At 60.3% G+C, this 14,874-nt stretch carries 7 protein-coding genes and 3 pseudogenes; 9 read left to right on the forward strand and 1 reads right to left on the reverse strand.

Features of this window, described 5'->3' with window-relative positions; all coding sequences use genetic code 11:
* Both OWC48_RS45295 and OWC48_RS45300 read left to right on the forward strand, forming a co-directional pair.
* A pseudogene (locus OWC48_RS45295) lies at window positions 1-230 on the forward strand (IS630 family transposase); the annotation flags it as partial.
* A 209-nt stretch (window positions 231-439) separates the two neighbouring features.
* A complete protein-coding gene (locus OWC48_RS45300; RefSeq protein ID WP_404979932.1) occupies window positions 440-2,539 on the forward strand; it encodes a hypothetical protein in 2,100 nt (699 codons plus the stop codon).
* A gap of 1,529 nt (window positions 2,540-4,068) precedes the next feature.
* Here OWC48_RS45300 and OWC48_RS45305 read toward each other — a convergent pair.
* Window positions 4,069-5,414: pseudogene (locus OWC48_RS45305) on the reverse strand (MFS transporter).
* Window positions 5,415-5,580: 166 nt separating this feature from the next.
* On the opposite strand from OWC48_RS45305, the gene OWC48_RS45310 reads away from it, so the two are divergent.
* The 7 genes and pseudogenes from OWC48_RS45310 to OWC48_RS45340 form a co-directional block, all read left to right on the forward strand.
* Complete coding sequence (locus tag OWC48_RS45310; protein WP_282525829.1) at window positions 5,581-6,156, forward strand: hypothetical protein; 576 nt, start codon at window positions 5,581-5,583, stop codon at window positions 6,154-6,156.
* Window positions 6,157-7,872: 1,716 nt separating this feature from the next.
* A complete protein-coding gene (locus OWC48_RS45315; RefSeq protein ID WP_282525830.1) occupies window positions 7,873-9,996 on the forward strand; it encodes a prolyl oligopeptidase family protein in 2,124 nt (707 codons plus the stop codon).
* 424 nt (window positions 9,997-10,420) lie between these two features.
* The gene (locus tag OWC48_RS45320; RefSeq protein WP_254106640.1) at window positions 10,421-11,281 is read left to right on the forward strand and encodes a tyrosine-type recombinase/integrase; all 861 of its coding nucleotides are present in this window, start codon (window positions 10,421-10,423) and stop codon (window positions 11,279-11,281) included.
* 20 nt (window positions 11,282-11,301) lie between these two features.
* Window positions 11,302-12,528, forward strand: a complete 1,227-nt coding sequence (locus OWC48_RS45325; protein WP_282525831.1) for an IS91 family transposase — start codon at window positions 11,302-11,304, stop codon at window positions 12,526-12,528.
* A 408-nt stretch (window positions 12,529-12,936) separates the two neighbouring features.
* Window positions 12,937-13,573 (forward strand): annotated as a pseudogene (locus OWC48_RS45330) (transposase); the annotation flags it as partial.
* Window positions 13,574-13,836: 263 nt separating this feature from the next.
* Window positions 13,837-14,151 (forward strand): co-chaperone GroES, encoded by a 315-nt coding sequence (locus OWC48_RS45335; protein WP_282525832.1) that lies wholly within the window; start codon window positions 13,837-13,839, stop codon window positions 14,149-14,151.
* An 89-nt stretch (window positions 14,152-14,240) separates the two neighbouring features.
* Window positions 14,241-14,874, forward strand: a 634-nt coding sequence (locus OWC48_RS45340; protein WP_282525833.1) for a TCP-1/cpn60 chaperonin family protein, incomplete at its 3' end; no start/stop codon positions are given.

Below are 14,874 nucleotides of genomic sequence, written 5' to 3' on the forward strand. Positions count from 1 at the left end.
ACGCCAGTTGGCTCAACATGGTCGAGTGCGAGATCAGCGTGCTACAGCGCCAATGTCTCGGCCGCCGCATCGACGATCCCAAAAGGCTCCAAAACGAGATCGCAGCATGGCAACGGCGGCGAAATAAGACCCGAGACCGCATCAAATGGATGTTCACAACCGACAAAGCACGCGACAAACTCGGCCGCGCCTATCCAACCACCGCCAAAGAGTCAAAATCACTGAGATGAACCACTAGTCGTCAGTCACGCGGTCTATCAGACGGGCTGCATATTCGCGACTTTTATCGGAGACGAAGCATGACGGGCATGGCCGAGCCGGCGCATCGGAAGTGGGGGCCGCAGGAGCCGGCAACACCGGAGACGTGAGCGGTTCGAGCGTGGAGCCCAGCCTCTTCCCGGGAGGACGCAGTCAATCTTTCGATGCCGTCATGGAGCGGATGCGCTCTGGACCTCAAGACAGGACCGCGGCGCTTGGCAACTCAACTTCGGATGTGGCGGCGCCAACGCGGGACGAGATCAAGGCAGCAAGGCGAAAAATGGGCGGCCTGCTTGAGGAGCTTGAAGCTAGCCGTCGAGCGGCCACGCACGCCCAGAACTTGCAAGAGGCGCAAGAGCTGATCGATCAAGTCGTCAAAGCAGGCTCAACAGTTCTGGAGTACTACGCGGATCTGCCTGCCAATTTGGCGCGTCGCATTCTGCCCGACGATCCGGCTCGCCGGCTCCGCGATGACACGCTGGACGCGGCCGATGAATGTAACGCAGTGGCCACCCGGATTATTTACGAGCTGGAGAAGAAAAGAAAGGAAGCAACAGGCTGGCTCCCGAGGATCAGAGGCACCGGTACGCCCGCCCAGGTGTCCGGCGCGTTTGCAGGCGTGGCGAACTACTATGAAGCCTGCATGGAATGGTGGGGAAAGAAGGTGTTGCGCTTGGAGCGGATGCAGTCTGTCTGTGCGGCTAATGCCAACTTGCCAAGCAGCACGCCCGAGATGCGCAAGGCCGAAGAGGCCGCATTAAGACTGCATACCGGCTGGGCTCTCAATACGAAGTGCATGTATCTGCAATCGCGGATCGCTCTCGTGGAGCTCTTGATTGACTCGCGAGCGAACACGCTCGACCCAGACGTGCACGACGCCCTCATGGACGAGAGCGGGCGGGTGCGTCTGCTCGGGACCTTCATCGGAGATGTTTTTCCAGCATTCGTCTCGACCGCCGAGGCCGTTCTGAACAGCAGCGGGGCACCGCTCGACGCCGAGCATCGCGCCGTTCTGGAAGGTGTCATGGAGCGGCTTTCGGAATTCGCTTCAGGGGTGAGTTCCATGGTTGCCACGCTGAGGGCGGTCGGAACGGGAGCTGACCTTCCGTTGCAGTTGCTGGACGAGATCGTGGAAGGTGCGTGGCTTACCGCGAACGAAGTCATGCGGTTGCTGGCAGTGCAGCCAAAGCTAGCAGCCACGATTGAACCGCCGGCTTGGGCTGCGCTGCCGGAAAATACCGCCATGGTGGGCGAAAGCAGTGCAGCGCGCAGAAAGGGCAAAGGAAGGCGCGCAGCGGCCGCAGGCGAGGGGAGTTCGACGGCCCGCCCGCCCGAGCCGCAAGTCGCCAGGCTCGATGCGGCCACGGCCCGAACCGGCAAGGTTATCGTGCTCTCGGACCTCGGTACCAAAAAACTCGCGACCGCGGAGGAGGCACGCGCGAGGGCGTCAACCTCTGCTACCGAGCACCTCCAGATGTGGCGGGCTCCGCCCTCCAGGAAAGCACTGGCGGGATTACTCGAGCGACTGGACGAGCTGCTGCAATTTGATCTGCCGGCTCAGCAAAGTGCCGTCTCGCAAGCGCGCCAGATAAAGCCCGAGGACGCCGACCACGTCTTGGATCTCGTCATTAGGCGCTTGCAGACGCAGGCCGCCGAGATTGAGGCCTGTGCAGCCGCGCTGGAGGAGCCTCGCCGACGTGGCCTGCTCACGCCTGCGCAAGTGCCCGAAGTGCACGAAAAAATACTCCGGCTCAAGGCGATGTCGTCTGAGGTGCAGGGACAGGCAAACTCATTGAAAGCGCGGAAGGCAGCAATCACGAGCGATTGCATGAAGACGTACCCGTTTCCATCGCAAAAGTATCTCGAACAGTTGCGCGTGGCGGGGGAACTGGACTCAGTGGGTCCGCCGCAAGCGTTGAAGGGAGAGCCAGGTAAGCTATTCGAGATCAAGCTGCAGCCCAGGGCGCTGCGTACCGGCGCGATGCCAAGGCCGATGTGGGTGCACATCCATACCGAGCAGCCGGTTTATGCCTCGCAATTGGCAACGCTGGGCGATCGCGAATTCGCCGCCTGCCACGTGAAGTCCGACGAACAGCGCGGATACAATCAGCATTGGCAGAACGCTCGAGCCGCCGAGGGTCACGAAAATGTCGTGATCCACCGCGGCAAGCTCACTGCTGGGTTCTGTAGGTCCTTGTTGAGCACCGCCGCTGGTCGGCCGTGGCAGCCACTTCCCGATCCGGAGCACGTTTCAGCGCAGATGGCTCGACTGGGGATCTAGTGAGCTGGTTGCCGTGCGGCGGTGAGCCGTTCGGTGGCAGCGTTCGTGCTTCCAGACCGGCGCGGCGGATTGCTTGAGCAGCGCCGAGCCCATCTTACAAAAGGATGAAGCCCGGGAGAGAACTCGCCTCACGGCAGGGTATCAGCCCGCGGTCCGGAGGGATTGTCGGTTGTCCCACAAGCAAGCTGCCATTCCGGGCTGTGGCGAACATCGGCACCCATGCGAGAAGTTAGGCCGCTGAGTATTGCAGATGGAAAATATGTACCTGATGCCGGCGGCGATCCGCCCAGATGTAACAGTGCTTTCGCCTGTTTGCCCGCGGCAAACTGGCGCGCAAACCGTCGGCGGAGCTTCAGCGGATCGCAGATGGTTCGGTGGCACGGGAGCTGAGCATCATGGCCGCTTTGACGAATCAAGCCGGGCGGTGCACAACAACGCCGCCTGTTTGCTACTTTTGCATAAGGCTACGACGGTCCCAGCATCAAGCCTCCTTGGCCCCCAAAGATGCTGGGGCTCGTCGTTTTTCCTTGAGCGTCTCTGCAGCCCAGGCCAACAAGACAATGGGTAAGCGATCTTCGCAGTCTTCTCACTCGCTGATGAACATCGCGCGCCCAAGTGTGACGCAGGCGCGTTCGGGAAGCGCATGTGCGGGACCATGCAAACCGACTTTCGCCTTGCTCGGACGATACAAGCCGGATTCAAGAAAGCGCTGTACTCGAGTGCTCCCAGACATGCATCGACCACTCCGCGGCTCCTCCAGCGTTCGATCATGAAGCGGATTGCAGGTTCAGAGCGGGCTAACATTGAGCCATACGGTGATGTCCGGACTTATCCATTCCCTAGATAGATCTGATCGAGAAAATCAATTTTACCGCTTACAGCGTCGTCATATAGACCATCGAGGACGGTTGGGGCTAACCTAGGGAAGCGATTTCTCGAATGATAAAGTCTGTGTTAGTGACGGCGAGCGCCCTCGCGCTTGCAACGACGGCGGTGCCTCCTTTTGCTGCAAAAGTTGCCGCGCAACCGGTTGCTGGCAGGATTGAGGTAGCCGATACATCATATCCTCAGTGCGCGGACGACCCGTTGGATGGTATCTGCGACCTGTTCTTTTGTTTGACCGATCCCTCGTGCGTACGACACTGAGGACCGAAAACAAGTCAAGCAGAGAACGAGGATCGAGCCTCGTGCGGCCGCTTGCTCCGACAGCGGCCGCGTCCTCATGCGAGTTACACTGGCATATGGTGCAAGCGGCGCCATTTTGTTCTCTCAAAGATGATCAAGCGATTGCTCACTTCCAGCCAGTCGGTGGACTACTGCAAATCACGCGACCGCCGCATCGGCGAAGGTTGAGTGAACGGAAAGTCGTTTTAGACAGCACGCTGTATTTCGACGCGAGCCCGCGCTCGATCTAAAACTGGTCGAATTATCAGGATCTATTGCTTTTCCATGCCACGCCCATAGCGCCCTTCGGTTCGATGGTTCGCATTGATTTCGGACGTCATGGATGTCCATTGTTCCGGCAATACCTAGGGTAGCCGTCGTGGCGTTACGAAGGCTCGTTTATAGTTAGGTGTAAAATTGAGTGGAGCCGTCTCCGGCATCATGAGCATGGCAAAGAGCCCGGCCGCGCTAGCGAAAAGCATGTACCAGGCGGGCACGAGCGCGCTCCCGGTAAGGTGGATCAGCCAGGTGACGATCGGCTGAGCTGTGCCTCCGAAAATCGCTATCGCAAAAGCGTAAATCGTCGCGAAGGCGCCACCACGAATGTTCCTGGGCAAACCTTCGGCCATGCTCACGTAGAAGGCGCTATACGGAATCGTTCCGATCAGGGTGAGGACGTCGAGACCTCCTAGAAGTGCGAAGGCACTGCGGCTCTCTGCAATCCACAAGAATACCGGATAGGTCATCAGCAATGCAGTGACCTGCGGCCATATCATGATCCGACGACGACCTGCGCGGTCGGCGAGCAGGCCGCCCAGCAGTGCCGCAGCAATTCCGACCACATTGCTGATGAGCGTGGTACCAAAGGCGAGCGGCGCGGAAACGTGGAGGGTGTTCATCGCGTAGGTGGTCATATATCCCGTAACATAAGTATTGATCGTGCAGCTGGCCAAGATGACAATCCCAAGCTCATGATGCGGCGATCGGCACTCGATTGGTCTCCAGGCTGGGCGACCAGAACGTGCGCCTCGGGCCGGTGCAACGTTTCGGGTAAGACGCTCCGCAACCAAAGTCCAAACGGCAACGTAGCGGCGCCGAGCAGCAGCGCGATCCGCCATCCGTACGCATTGAGCGCTTCGCTTGTCATGGTGAGCGAGAGTATTTCTCCAACCAACGCTCCGGCCGTCGCAGCTATCTGCTGGCTCGCGGGCTGAAAGGAGACAGCAAGACCGCGCGCGTCAGCGGGGGCCGCTTCCATCAAGTAGGCGGTCGTCGGACCCACTTCACCTCCGAGAGCAAAGCCTTGCAGCAAGCGTGCGAAGACGGCTAGTGACGGCGCGGCAAGTCCTATTGTCTCATACGATGGCGTGATAGCTAACAATAGGACCGCGGCACTCATCATGGTAAAGCTGGCGGTCATCGCGGGCCGTCGGCCGGCCCGATCCGAATACGAGCCGAGTACGATGGCCCCGATCGGTCTGGTCACAAAACCTGCGCCGAAGGTTGCGAGTGACAGCATGAGGCTAGCGAACGCGTCGGTTGCCGGGAAGAATGCTTGGCCGATCTGTATCGCGAAAAAGCTGTAGGTCCCGAAGTCGTAGAATTCGAGAATATTGCCGATGGTTGCGCCCAACACGGCGCGGCTCGTCAAGCGTTCGTCTGCGGGATCGAGGACCGGCTCCAGCCTCTCTCGAGTAGATTGCCTCGACATCCTCGACCTAATCTGAAGCGCGATCCCTGACCCAAACATTCTTTAACACTCAAACTTGGCCTCTCGATGACGAAGCCGCCCATGTCTGAATTCGTAACGAACTTCAGCTCACTCCCTGCGGAGATCTTCAAGAGGCCTTTGTTCTCGTAATAGAAAGGAGAGCTTTATGGATACGAACCCGATCGACAATGCCCGTTCACCAGAATCACCAACGGCGCACGTCTGGACACAAGAAGATCATGATTTGTTCAGTCAGATCATGAACGAAGCGGGACCATCATCATCTGCCGCACTTGAGGAAGCGGTAGATGTCTCATTCGCCGCTCCCCGGAGATTCTCACACGGTTCGCAAATCGCGCCTGACTTCATGGTCGAGAGGCTGTTCCACCAGGGTCTCTTGCCTGACTCGGACCAGCCGACGATGACCTATGAAATCCGAGGTCACCGCTACACGGCCGGTTTGGATGGGTCCAATCGCGTTCTTCTTGTTCATAACCCTGCGGAGGACCAAGTGGTTGGGGTCGGCCGGGCAGGGGTACCGGACTTCGGAGCATTCTTCACGGAGCACCGGCGCTTCGGAACGCCGCTACCACAGCAATGGGCCACACCTGCCCTGATGGACAAGCTGCGCGAAGAAGGTTTCATGCCGACCGCTAATAACCCCAGAACAATCCAGCTTAACGGACGGGCCTACAAAGCCGAATTAGCCGAAGGAGGGTTCGTTAAGCTTACGCGGGTATGAGACGCAACCCGACGGTGAAGCGATCGCGCCGGACTGGAGTCCTGCGGTCACTTCGGGTCTCCTTACCTGGATAAACGATTCACCGCTTAGCAGTGGATTGCTCGCGCCGCCAGTGGGTACGCATCATCGGACCCGCTGGCGGCCCACGATGCACGGTCATCCTGGCCACTTCGTCTGGGTGGTGCCGCACCTGTCATCCGGGCTGCAATATTGCCCCCCGTATTGCCTCACCTGAGGATGTTACTTTCGCTTGACCGATGTAGCTCCTGCTGTCGGCCAGTCCGAGGTTGCACCATAGCACCTCGGAGGACTGGGGGACGTCGCGGAATGCCCATTACACGCGGCCAGCGTCGCACCTTTAGCCGTGCGCGGGATGATTGTCTCGGCTGCTTTGCGTCTGATCAATCCCAACAAGCGCTGCACGATGGTGTGCTGCGGCGGGCCGAACTGTCCGAGGTGTTGTTCAGCGAGGCAGAGACTTGCCAGCGCGCTCAGACGGGGCTTGGCCGCCAAACCAGCGCTCGATGTCGGCTGGGTTCGCGCAAGTTGGGCCGCGAAACCGGTGACCGTGGAGGGCACTCGGAAGCGGCGTAGTTTTTGCCGGTGCGAGCCTACATAGTCTTGGCGGACGCGGAGGTATTCTTAAGGAGGTGTCAGCAAAGGTCGCGTAGCCGCAACCGACCGTCGCAGGTGGCGCAGTCGCTTTGCGTAGCAGTGGGATTGCGCGAGCGTATTTATCGGATGGGAGTCCTGTCAATTGGCCCTACCAGATCTGGGCGTTTTGCAAGCAGTACCTCCACCGTAGGGTCACGGTAGATCGCATGCACATAGGCGTGTGCAGCCAGCTTCGAAACGCGGAAAAGAGCGCATGACGAACATCAATCTTAGCTACCTGTCCATTTAATGCACGCGCACAGCGAACCATCGCCGATCAAAACACGAAATAGAGAACGCTGGCCGAGACGTCGAGGTTTCCAGATGATACGAGGAATGAAGCCGAGGGCGCGGATGGTCGTAGCAATAAGGCGCGCGCTCGCCATGTGCGATCTCGACCGGTGCTGCGCAATCTGGTGGCTCTATCGTCTCCATTTCGGATTCACCGGCGACGTGATGTTGGGGCTCGCCGCGGTCACGCTTGCTCAGGAGAGATCCCGCTGCGGAATTTAGGAATCGTGGCGTCGAGCGCCTTCCATACGGGCTCGGCCGCCGAACCTGCCGCAGGTTACGCGTTTGGCTGGCGGACAAAGGCGTTGCTCAACGCCAATCGCCTCAAGTCTATCCCAGCCAACAGGCCGCAAATCACATCGAGTACGGGCGGCCTTCGCGGGGTACTGATGGTGCCGGCGAGGCCGCGAAGATCGAACTTGTGGTCGCACTTCACACCTAAAGTCGAAACTGTTGACGGATGATGCTGCCCATAGCCGAGTTGCGAGTGGCCGAACGGTGCCATGAGCAAGGCGGCCGCTGCGCAACATGCCGCCCTTACTAAGAGCCGATTGTCAGGTTTGAGACGGATGTCCAAAAAGTCGACACTTACATGGGTTGGAAACGACTGGAGAACCTCCAATTTTCAAGCGGCACGCTGCTTGCTCCATCGAAAGCCAGCGGACGCAGTTCCCGCATGCCCGCTCTTTGAAGCCGAGTATGCATCTTCCGAATGCTTCCACTCACTAGCAAGACGCCCAAGTCCGGCTGGCTAACTTCGGGACAACTCCCATGAAAAATTCGCTTTTTCTCGCAGCGTCGCTATCCATGAGCTGTTTGATGGCCGCGGGACTGTCCCAGGCGCTAGCGTCTGCGAGCGGGGCTGAGGATCCTTTTCTTTGGCTTGAGGAAATCGAAGGGCCGCGCGCATTAGCTTGGGCTCACACCGAGAACGGCAAGACACTCAGTGCGCTCCAATCTGATCCACGTTACCAGCGCTTCTACGGGGAAGCGCTCCACGTTCTTCAGGCCAAGGACCGGATTCCGTACGTCTCATTGGGACAGCGCGGTCTCGATAATTTCTGGCAGGACGAGAACCAGGTGCGCGGCGTCTTGCGGCGTACGACGCTTGAAAGCTATCGAACCCAAAGCCCACGATGGGAGACCATTCTCGACGTGGATGCTCTGGCGGAGGCGGAGAAAAAGAACTGGATTTATAAAGGGGCGAGCTGCCTTCCGCCCCAAGAGCGCCTGTGCTTGCTCCACCTTTCAGAGGGCGGAAAGGACGCTGTGTTCGTCCGGGAGTTCGACGCAGTTGCCAAAACCTTCGTCTCGAACGGCTTCGAACTTCCCGAGGGAAAACAGCAGGTCACTTGGGTAAACAGCGACACGGTCCTAATTGCACGCGATTGGGGCGAAGGGACCATGACGCAAGCCGGTTACCCTTTCGTTGTGAAGGAGCTCAAGCGCGCTCAGTCGCTCGCGGAAGCACACGAGGTCTTCCGTGGCGAGCCGACCGATGTCGGGGCCACTCCATTCGTGCTGCGCGACAGTGAAGGCAGGATCCATGCGACCGGCGCCGTCCGCAGCATCAGTTCGTTCGAGCATGAGTATGTTCTCTTTGGGTCCAAGCCGATTAAGCTCAATCTGCCAAAGAAGGCGACCATCGGGGGCATCGCGAGTGGTCGCCTGCTGGTGACGCTAAACGAAGACTGGATGGCACCGTCCGGAGACACCCCCTTCTCAGCCGGCTCGATCATCTCGTATGACCTGGCCGAATGGAAGCAGGATCCGCTGCGCGCCAGACCCACGTTCGTTTTCAAGCCTGGGCCTCGACAAGCGCTCAGCGGATTCACCGCCACAAGAAACTTGTTAATCCTAACGATTCTCGACAATGTTCAGAGTAGGGCGTTCGTCTACAAGTACCATCAGGGCGCCTGGCAGGCCACGCCGATCCCGCTTCCAGAGAATGCGAGTGTCGGTCTGGCTGCGGCATCGCATGCAACGGACGAGGCGATGTTCACCGTCTCCAGCTTTCTTAGCCCGACGATGCTCTGGTACTTCGACGCCGCAACCGAACGCCTTGAGACACTGAAGACGACACCTCCTAGGTTCGACGCCTCGAGACTTGTCGTCGAACAGTTCGAGGCAATCTCGCGCGATGGCACCCGCATTCCTTACTTTCTGCTACGACCCAAGAGCGCAAGGTTTGACGGATCAACTCCAACGCTTCTCTATGGCTATGGTGGGTTTCAGACTCCGCTCATCCCCTCTTACGCGGGCCTCACCGGACGACTCTGGCTCGAGCAGGGCAACGCGTATGTTGTCGCGAATCTGCGCGGCGGGGGTGAGTTCGGGCCCCAATGGCACCAGACTGCCCAAGGAGCAACGAAGCAGCGCACATGGGATGATTTTATCGCCGTCGCGGAGGACTTGATCCGGCGCAAAATCACTTCTCCCCGCCGGCTGGGCGTAGTCGGCGGTAGCCAAGGAGGCCTCCTGGTAGGGACCGCAATCACCCAACGACCCGAGCTCTTCAATGCGGCCATCTTACAGGTTCCGCTGTTCGACATGGTTCGGTTCACCAAGCTGGGCGCCGGAGCCTCCTGGATCGGCGAGTATGGCGATCCCACCATTCTCGAACAGCGCAAGTGGCTCGAGGCCTACTCGCCCTATCAGAGGTTGGTGCCAGGCAAGACCTACCCGGCCCCCTTCATTCTCACGTCCACCAAGGACGACCGCGTGCATCCAGCGCATGGTCGCAAGGCAGCGGCGAGGCTCGCTGCGTTGGGCCAACCGTACCTCTACTATGAGAATACCGACGGGGGGCATAGCGCCGCCGCCAATCTCATTGAACAGGCACGCCGGATCGCTTTAGAATATACTTATGCATTCCGGCGGCTTGTTGATGAGTGATGTCGAGGACTAAGATCTACTTCAACGATGATGCTTGGCGGACGACGTTATCGGCAGCGGCGTCAGCAAGCCCGTCTTTGCTCATTCTCCGCAGACTATGGTATGTCCCTGGGGATGAATCCGAGCGATCAGCTACGCCCTCAGTCTCGCCTATCAGTCCGGGTAGGTCACTCAAGGCCGATTTCTCGTTAATACCCCGTCGTCCGAGAACAAGGGTCTACGCGATTGAGCGAGAGTCTATTTTTCGGATTCGAGACGGCTTGAGATTGCAGGGATTGGGGGATAGAGGCGGTCAAACCCTGCAATTTCGTTTGTGGATTGAACGAAGCCGCTGCCGCGGCGTGAGGGGCAAGGTGGCGTAGATCGCCTCCTGGCTGAGAGGATGTGGGTGTTGGAGCCCACCCCCTCAGACAGGAGTATCGAGATGGCCGATTTGAGCCCTCTTCGCCGCCGCATGATCGAAGACATGACCGTCCGCAATCTGTCGCCGGCGACGCAACGATCCTACATCAGCGCGGTTTCGAAGTTCAGCCGCTATTTTGGCCGATCGCCCGACCGGTTAGAGCTGGAAGACGTCCGCGCCTTCCAGGTGCATCTGGTCTCGACCGGCATCTCATGGCCGGCGCTGAACCAGATCGTCTGTGCGCTACGGTTTTTCTACGGCGTCACACTCGGCGAGGCGCTCATCCCGGAGCGCATTCCCTATGCGCGAGAACCGCGCAAGCTGCCGGTCGTGCTCAGCGCCGACGAAGTGGTTCAGTTCCTCGAGGCCGTGTCCAGCCTGAAGAGCCGCGCCGCGCTCACCACGGCCTATGCGGCCGGACTCAGGGCCTCCGAAGTCGCGGGACTGCGGATCGAAGACATCGACAGCGCCCGCGGCGTCATCCAGGTGCGCCACGGCAAGGGCGCGAAGGATCGCAACGTGATGCTGTCGCCCCAGCTGCTGGGCATCCTGCGCACCTACTGGCGGCTTGCCCGGCCGCGGCTTTATCTGTTCCCGGGTCGTGACCAAGATCATCCGATCGATCAGACCGTGTTGCACGCCGCCTGTCGGTCGGCGGTGAAGGCTGCGGGCCTGACCAAGCGCGTCACGCTGCACACGCTGCGCCACAGCTTCGCGACGCATCTTCTCGAGAACGGAACCGATATCCGGATCATCCAGGTCTTGCTCGGGCACAATAATTTGTCGTCGACAGCGCGCTACACGCAGGTCGCCACCGATACGATCCGAGCGACGCAGAGCCCGCTCGATCGCCTGTCGCTGGAGGTGACGCCACCTCGATGATCCGCGGCCGGATGCGGGTGATGATCCGCCCCGACAGCCGCTCCAACAGGCCCGCCATCGAGATTGCCGATATTCTGCGCCGGCATGGCGACACCTATCGCCGTGACCGTGCCGGTCATCTCGGTCGGGTCGAACGGCGCGTGATGAGCGCGATCGTGGCGTGCCGGACCGAGGCGCTCGGCGGCCACATGGAGGCTTGCGACGACTGCGGCACGACACGCGTCGCCTATAATTCTTGCCGCAACCGGCACTGTCCGAAGTGTCAGGGGCCAGCCCGAGCCGCGTGGCTCGCCGCGCGAGAAGCCGACCTGCTGCCGGTTCCCTATTTCCACGTCGTCTTCACACTGCCGGCTCCGATCGCCGCGATCGCCTTTCAGAACAAGGCCATCGTTTATGCGATCCTGTTCAAAGCCGCCGCCGAGGCAATGTCGACGCTCGCCGCCAATCCACGCCGGCTCGGCGCCGGGATCGGCGGCGTCGCCGTCCTCCACACCTGGGGGCAGGCGCTGACGCACCATCCCCACGTCCACTGCGTCGTGCCGGGCGGCGGCCTCTCGCCCGATAGCGCGCGCTGGATCGCCAGCCGACCAAACTTCTTCCTGGCCGTCAAACCGCTCGCCCGGCTGTTCAGACGCCTGTTCCTCGAACGTCTGACCGCCGCCTTCGACGCCGGCACCCTGAACTTCTTCGGCGATCTCGCATCCCTGGCCGAGCCTGCTGCCTTCGCAGCTCACCTCGTCGCTATGCGGCGCATCAGCTGGGTCGTCTACGCCAAACGGCCGTTCGGCGGCCCCGCGCAGGTGCTGGCCTATCTCGGCCGCTATACCCATCGCGTTGCAATAGCCAATTGCCGGCTCGTAGCCCTCGACGAGAATCACGTCGCCTTTACCTGGAAGGACTACCGCCAGAACGGCGCGACAAAGATCATGAAGCTCAAGCCCGACGAGTTCATCCGCCGCTTCCTTCTTCACACGCTGCCCGATGGCTTCCATCGCATCCGTCACTTCGGCTTCATGGCCAACGGCCATCGCGCTGCCAAACTCTCCCTTTGCCGCAAACTTCTCGATCGTGAGCGGACCGCGCCAAACGATGGCGAGCCGTCGCCTGTGGATTCGGACGCTCTGACGCGGCCCAAGGTTCCCGCCTGTCCTGATTGTGGTGGCGTCATGCGCATCATCGAGCGCTTTCGACACAGCTTCAGTCGTTCCGACACTCCAACCCAATCGTTCCGGTGCGACACATCGTGAGCCAATTCATGCCGTGCACGAAGATCGTCATTTGCCATTATGATCCCATCGTCTCGATCATCGCAGACGCTGCCGAATCCGTGCGGCCAAACAGCGCGCCGGAAACTATTCGATGCAGCGGGCCATCGATCGCTACCGCCGGTAAAATGCTCTCCGTCTCAAGTTGCCGCCATTGCGCAACCAAAACGTCGCCGCGTCAGCTCCGCAGTCTGCCGATAGCAACCCGCGATCTCAAACTATCCCCATAGCCGCACCACCGTGCATATTCTCCCGCGCCTTCGTTCAATCCGGCTTCAATGAGGTCGCGTTATAAGCGCTTGCCGCGCCCTCGCGTGAGCGCGACCTCACAGAACCCTCCAGATTCCCTTTCGCCGTGGACCATGATTCTGTGGTGCACCGGAGGGAGCGATGCGTCCGAAGAAGCACAAGTCGACGGGATCGAACGATCTGTTCCGAGCGCGACTGGATCAGATCATCAACATGAAGCACGAGCTGGTTCAGCTCGCCGGCAAGGTCGATTGGGACTGGATCGACGGCGAGGTCGCACCGCTCTACAGCGAGAACGGCCGGCCTGGATCGAGACCCGCTTCATGATTGGGCTCTTGCTGCTCAAGCACATTTACGGGCTGTCCGATGAGGGCATTTGTGAGCGCTGGGTCCACGACCCGTAGTTCCAGTTCTTCACCGGCGAAGAGTTCTTCCAGCACGCCTTCCCGCACGAGCGAAGCGACCTGAGCCATTGGCGCAAGCGGCTCGGCGACAAGCTGGAGCTGCTGCTGGCCGAGAGCCTGCGGGTGGCGCACGAGGTCGGTGCATTGCGCAGCCAGGACCTCAAGCGCGTCACGATCGACACCACGGTGCAACCGAAGGCCATCACCTTTCCGAAAAACTGTCGCAGGCGGCCATCAAGGGGCTCAATCGCCTGGCGAGGAGGCACGGGGTCAGGCTGCGGCAATCCTATGCTCGTGTGGCCAAGACAGCCGCGATGATGGCAGGCCGATACGCCCACGCCAAACAGTTCAGGCGGCATCAGCGGCAGTTGCGTAGCCACTACGTTTTGGGCGAGCGCTGGCGACTCGCCGGTTTGATTGGGCGTGCGACAGGTATACCAGCGACCAGCTAAAACCCCAGCCAAGCACGTCTCCGGTTAACCACTGTCGACCGTCCTGAGCGCCTATTTTTCTGCCAGAGTCCCTTGCTCCCGCAAAAATCCTATCCTATCTCAGCTCGGCCCGCGACTAGCACTCACGGGCATCGATTGCTAGAATTCCAAAATCTCTAACTCGTGCAAATGCTTAGGAGGGCTGCATGAAATTCCGTCCGCTTCACGACCGCGTCGTGGTCAAGCGCATCGACGCAGAAGAGAAGACCGCTGGCGGCATCATCATTCCGGATAGTGCCAAGGAAAAGCCCTCGCAGGGCGAAGTTATCGCCGTTGGCCCCGGTGGCCGCGACGAGAGCGGCAAACTGACCCCGATCGGCGTCCAGGTCGGCGACCGTGTCCTGTTCGGCAAGTGGTCGGGCACCGAGGTCAAGATCGACGGCCAGGACCTGTTGATCATGAAGGAAAGCGACATCATGGGCGTGCTCGAAGCTCCCGCTTCGAAGAAGAAGGCCGCCTAGCCAACCGCTCGCACCGCTCACCTCGGAGGAGCGCCTGCCGGGCGCCTCGCCAAGGTGAGATGAGACCAAGACAACTCAGGGAAACCAATATGTCAGCCAAAGAAGTGAAATTCGGCGTCGACGCCCGCGACCGCATGCTGCGCGGCGTCGACATCCTCGCCAGCGCCGTGAAGGTCACGCTCGGCCCAAAGGGCCGCAACGTCGTGCTCGACAAGTCGTTCGGCGCGCCGCGCATCACCAAGGACGGCGTCACCGTCGCCAAGGAGATCGAGCTCGACGACAAGTTCGAGAACATGGGCGCGCAGATGGTGCGCGAAGTCGCTTCGAAGTCCGCTGACGCGGCCGGCGACGGCACCACCACCGCGACCGTGCTCGCCGCTGCCATCGTGCGCGAAGGCGCCAAGTCGGTCGCCGCCGGCATGAACCCGATGGACCTCAAGCGCGGTATCGACCTCGCGGTCGAAGCCGTCGTTGCGGACCTCGTCAAGAACTCCAAGAAGGTGACCTCGAACGACGAGATCGCCCAGGTCGGCACCATCTCGGCCAACGGCGACGCGGAGATCGGCAAGTTTCTCTCCGACGCCATGAAGAAGGTCGGCAACGAGGGTGTCATCACCGTCGAGGAAGCCAAGTCGCTCGAGACCGAGCTCGACGTCGTCGAGGGCATGCAGTTCGACCGCGGCTACATCTCGCCCTACTTCGTCACCAACGCCGACAAGATGC

The sequence above is a fragment of the Bradyrhizobium sp. Arg816 genome (assembly GCF_029989365.1).
In the GTDB taxonomy this organism is placed as follows: domain Bacteria; phylum Pseudomonadota; class Alphaproteobacteria; order Rhizobiales; family Xanthobacteraceae; genus Bradyrhizobium.